The sequence below is a fragment of the Streptomyces boncukensis genome, assembly GCF_011045075.1.
GTDB classification, from domain to species: Bacteria; Actinomycetota; Actinomycetes; order Streptomycetales; family Streptomycetaceae; genus Streptomyces; species Streptomyces boncukensis.
Window position 1 is genome coordinate 1 of the sequence record NZ_JAAKZZ010000625.1, and the last position, 3,807, is coordinate 3,807.

Genomic DNA, 3,807 nt, shown 5'->3' on the forward strand with positions numbered 1-3,807 from the left:
CCGCACCGCCGACCCCGGCCCTGCCGGACCCCGGGACGCCGGGGCGCCCGGGGTGCGGGCCCGGCTCGCGGGGCCGCACCGAGCCCGAGGGCGCCCATCCGTGCGCGGAGCCGCGCCCGGGGCCGGGCGCGGGCCCGGAGGCGGCACCGGACGCGGTCGCCGGGGCCGCCGGCTTGCCCGCGGAGCCCTCGGGGCTGGCGGGGCTGACAGGGCTGGCGGAGCCCGCGGGGCCCGCCGGGGTCGGCGCCGGGCCGCCCGCGCTCTCCGCCGCCGGGGCGGCGCCGCCGGGCCTGCCCTCCCGCCCGGCCTCCTTCGTCTTCGCCGCCTTCTCCCTGGCCTCGCGCTCCTTCTCCTTCTGCTCGGCCAGACGGCGCAGGCAGGACCAGCGGGCGAGGGCGTACAGCCAGGCGCGCTGGGCGCCCGGGTCGGCGGGGGCGCGGCCGCGCGCCCGCTGCCGCTCGGCGATCGCGAGCGCCTCGCCGGTGGCGTGGATGGCCGCGTCGTGCTCGCACATCACCGACAGGCAGTACGTGAACAGCCCGTCGAGACAGGGGTCGTCACGCTCGCAGAGCGTCGGCCGGGGCACCGATTGCGCCGGGGGTGCGCCGGTGGAGTGCGTGGGGTGCTCGCGCCTGCTCGTCATCACCCGGCGACGGTAGGCGGATGATGGCGCTTTACCGGAGCCGCTTGCCCAGGATTAAGCCTTACGGGTGACTATCTCCTTCGAAAGGGGACACCTGAGGCACATCCGGCGCGGAGGGGGCGCGACCGGGGGCGCGGCGCGGCGGCCGGGAGCCGGACGCGGGCGCCCGCGGGCCTGTCACCCCTCGCCGCTACGGTGACCGTCATGGCTTCCCGCAAGGCGTCTTCGAAGGACCGCCCCAGTTACCGCTGCACCGAGTGCGGTTGGCAGACCGCGAAGTGGCTGGGCCGCTGCCCCGAGTGCCACGCCTGGGGGACGGTCGAGGAGACCGGCGGCGCCCCGGCCGTGCGCACCACGGCACCCGGCCGGGTCTCGGCGCCCGCGCTGCCCATCGCCCAGGTGGACGGCCGGCAGGCCACCGCGCGCGGCACCGGCGTCCCGGAGCTGGACCGGGTGCTGGGCGGCGGGCTGGTGCCGGGCGCCGTGGTGCTGCTGGCGGGCGAGCCCGGCGTCGGCAAGTCCACGCTGCTGCTGGACGTGTCGGCGAAGGCGGCGGCGGAGAGCCACCGGACGCTGTATGTCACCGGTGAGGAGTCGGCGGGTCAGGTGCGGCTGCGCGCGGACCGGATCGGCGCGCTCAGCGAGCATCTGTATCTCGCCGCCGAGACGGACCTCGCGGCGGTGCTCGGCCATCTGGACGAGGTGAAACCCTCGCTGCTGGTGATGGACTCGGTGCAGACGGTCGCCTCCGCCGAGCTGGACGGCGCGCCGGGCGGCGTCGCGCAGGTGCGGGAGGTCGCGGGGGCGCTGATCCGGGCGTCCAAGGAGCGCGGCATGTCCACGCTGCTGGTCGGGCACGTCACCAAGGACGGCACGATCGCGGGCCCGCGCCTGCTGGAGCACCTGGTCGACGTCGTCCTGCACTTCGAGGGCGACCGGCACGCGCGGCTGCGCCTGGTGCGCGGCGTGAAGAACCGGTACGGCGCCACGGACGAGGTCGGCTGCTTCGAGCTGCACGACGAGGGCATCACCGGCCTCACCGACCCCTCCGGGCTGTTCCTCACGCGGCGTGACGAGCCGGTGCCGGGCACCTGTCTGACGGTCGCGCTGGAGGGGCGCCGCCCGCTGGTCGCCGAGGTCCAGGCGTTGACGGTGGACACACAGATCCCCTCCCCGCGCCGCACCACGTCCGGGCTGGAGACCTCGCGGGTGTCCATGATGCTGGCGGTGCTGGAGCAGCGCGGCCGGATCAGCGCCCTGGGCAAGCGGGACATCTACAGCGCGACGGTCGGCGGCGTCCGGCTCTCCGAGCCCGCGGCGGATCTGGCGGTGGCGCTCGCGCTGGCGAGCGCGGCGAGCGACGTCCCGCTGCCGAAGAACCTGGTGGCGGTGGGCGAGGTCGGCCTCGCGGGCGAGGTCCGGCGGGTCACGGGCGTCCAGCGGCGGCTCATGGAGGCCGCCCGGCTCGGCTTCACCCACGCCCTGGTGCCCACCGACCCCGGGCGCGTCCCGGACGGCATGCGGGTGCTGGAGGTCGGCGACATAGGGGAGGCGCTGCGGGTCCTCCCCGCCCGACCGGCACGGAGTCAGGACCGGTGACGCCGGTAGACTTCGAACCGGTCCAGTCTGTCCGCCGTCCGTACGCCCCGCCCGACCGTCCGTCCATCGCCGCGACCCGCGCCGCAACCCGGACCCCAGTCCGAACCGCGGTCCGGACGCCTCAGACAACCCGGTCGTCCCGGATCCGCAGGATCCCGGACCACCGGACCACACCGACGACACCGACCTGACCACGTGCCGAGGGCAGTTCCGGTCAGGCAGCCGCACAAGCAGAGGAGCGCAGTGCCACCCAACGACCGGGCAGCAGCCCCCGGCAAGGCCGAGAGCAGGGCCGAGGGTGCGTCGGGCCTGATGCGCGCCTCGCTGAGCGCGGTCGCACCCGGCACCGCACTCCGGGACGGCCTGGAGCGCGTGCTGCGGGGCAACACCGGCGGCCTGATCGTCCTCGGCATGGACCGGACGGTCGAGTCCCTGTGCACCGGCGGCTTCGTGCTGGATGTGGACTTCACCGCGACCCGGCTGCGCGAGCTGTGCAAGCTGGACGGCGCGCTGATCCTCGACCGCGACATCGCGAAGATCGTGCGCGCCGGGGTGCAGCTCGTCCCCGACGCCTCCATCGAGACCGAGGAGACCGGCACCCGGCACCGCACCGCGCAGCGGGTCTCCATCCAGACGGGCTTCCCCGTGGTGTCCGTCAGCCAGTCGATGCGGCTGATCGCGCTCTACGTCGCCGGGCAGCGCCGCGTCCTGGAGGACTCGGCGGCGATCCTCTCCCGCGCCAACCAGGCCCTCGCCACCCTGGAGCGGTACAAGCTCCGGCTGGACGAGGTCGCGGGCACGCTCTCCGCGCTGGAGATCGAGGATCTGGTGACGGTCCGCGATGTCACCGCCGTCGCGCAGCGGCTGGAGATGGTGCGCCGGATCGCCACCGAGATCGCCGAGTACGTGGTGGAGCTGGGCACCGACGGACGGCTGCTCTCCCTCCAGCTGGACGAGCTGATCGCGGGCGTGGAGCCGGAGCGCGAGCTGGTGGTGCGGGACTACACGCCGCAGGCCGGCGGCTCGGGCCGCCGAGCCCGCTCCGTCCCCGAGGCGCTGAGCGAGCTGGACCGGCTCACCCACAGCGAGCTGCTGGAACTCCCCACGGTCGCGCGGGCGCTGGGGTACAGCGGCGCTCCCGAGACGCTGGACTCGGCCGTGTCGCCGCGCGGCTACCGGCTGCTGGCGAAGGTGCCGCGGCTGCCGGGCCCGGTGATCGACCGGCTGGTGGAGCACTTCGGCGGCCTGCAGAAGCTGCTGGCGGCGAGCGTGGACGATCTGCAGGCTGTGGACGGCGTCGGGGAGGCGCGCGCCCGCTCGGTCCGCGAGGGCCTCTCCCGGCTGGCGGAGTCCTCGATCCTGGAGCGGTACGTCTGAGTCCGGAGCCGGGGCCCCGGATCGCATGTCACGGTCCGGGGCTGCGGAAAGGATCCCTCAGCCCCCCCCGTTATGGTCTTCGCGGTCCTGCAAGAGGGCTGCTGGCCTCCGGGCCCGGCATGGCTGTTCCCCCCTGTTGGAAGTCGATGACCTGGGGGGTGGTGCCACCGGGCCCGAGAGGCGCCGTT

General features: G+C 75.2%; 2 protein-coding genes and 1 pseudogene. 2 read left to right on the forward strand and 1 reads right to left on the reverse strand.

The annotated features are described in order from the left end of the window. Window positions 1–643: pseudogene (locus G5C65_RS33195) on the reverse strand (hypothetical protein); the annotation flags it as partial. 204 nt (window positions 644–847) lie between these two features. Here G5C65_RS33195 and radA point away from each other — a divergent pair. Both radA and disA read left to right on the forward strand, forming a co-directional pair. Beyond that, entirely contained in the window at window positions 848–2,242 is a 1,395-nt protein-coding gene (gene radA / locus G5C65_RS33200; protein ID WP_165302780.1) for a DNA repair protein RadA, read from the forward strand. A 243-nt stretch (window positions 2,243–2,485) separates the two neighbouring features. Continuing rightward, window positions 2,486–3,619 carry a DNA integrity scanning diadenylate cyclase DisA gene (gene disA, locus G5C65_RS33205; protein WP_165302781.1) on the forward strand — a complete coding sequence of 378 codons (1,134 nt, stop codon included), beginning with the start codon at window positions 2,486–2,488 and terminating at the stop codon, window positions 3,617–3,619. Window positions 3,620–3,807: the final 188 nt, after the last annotated feature.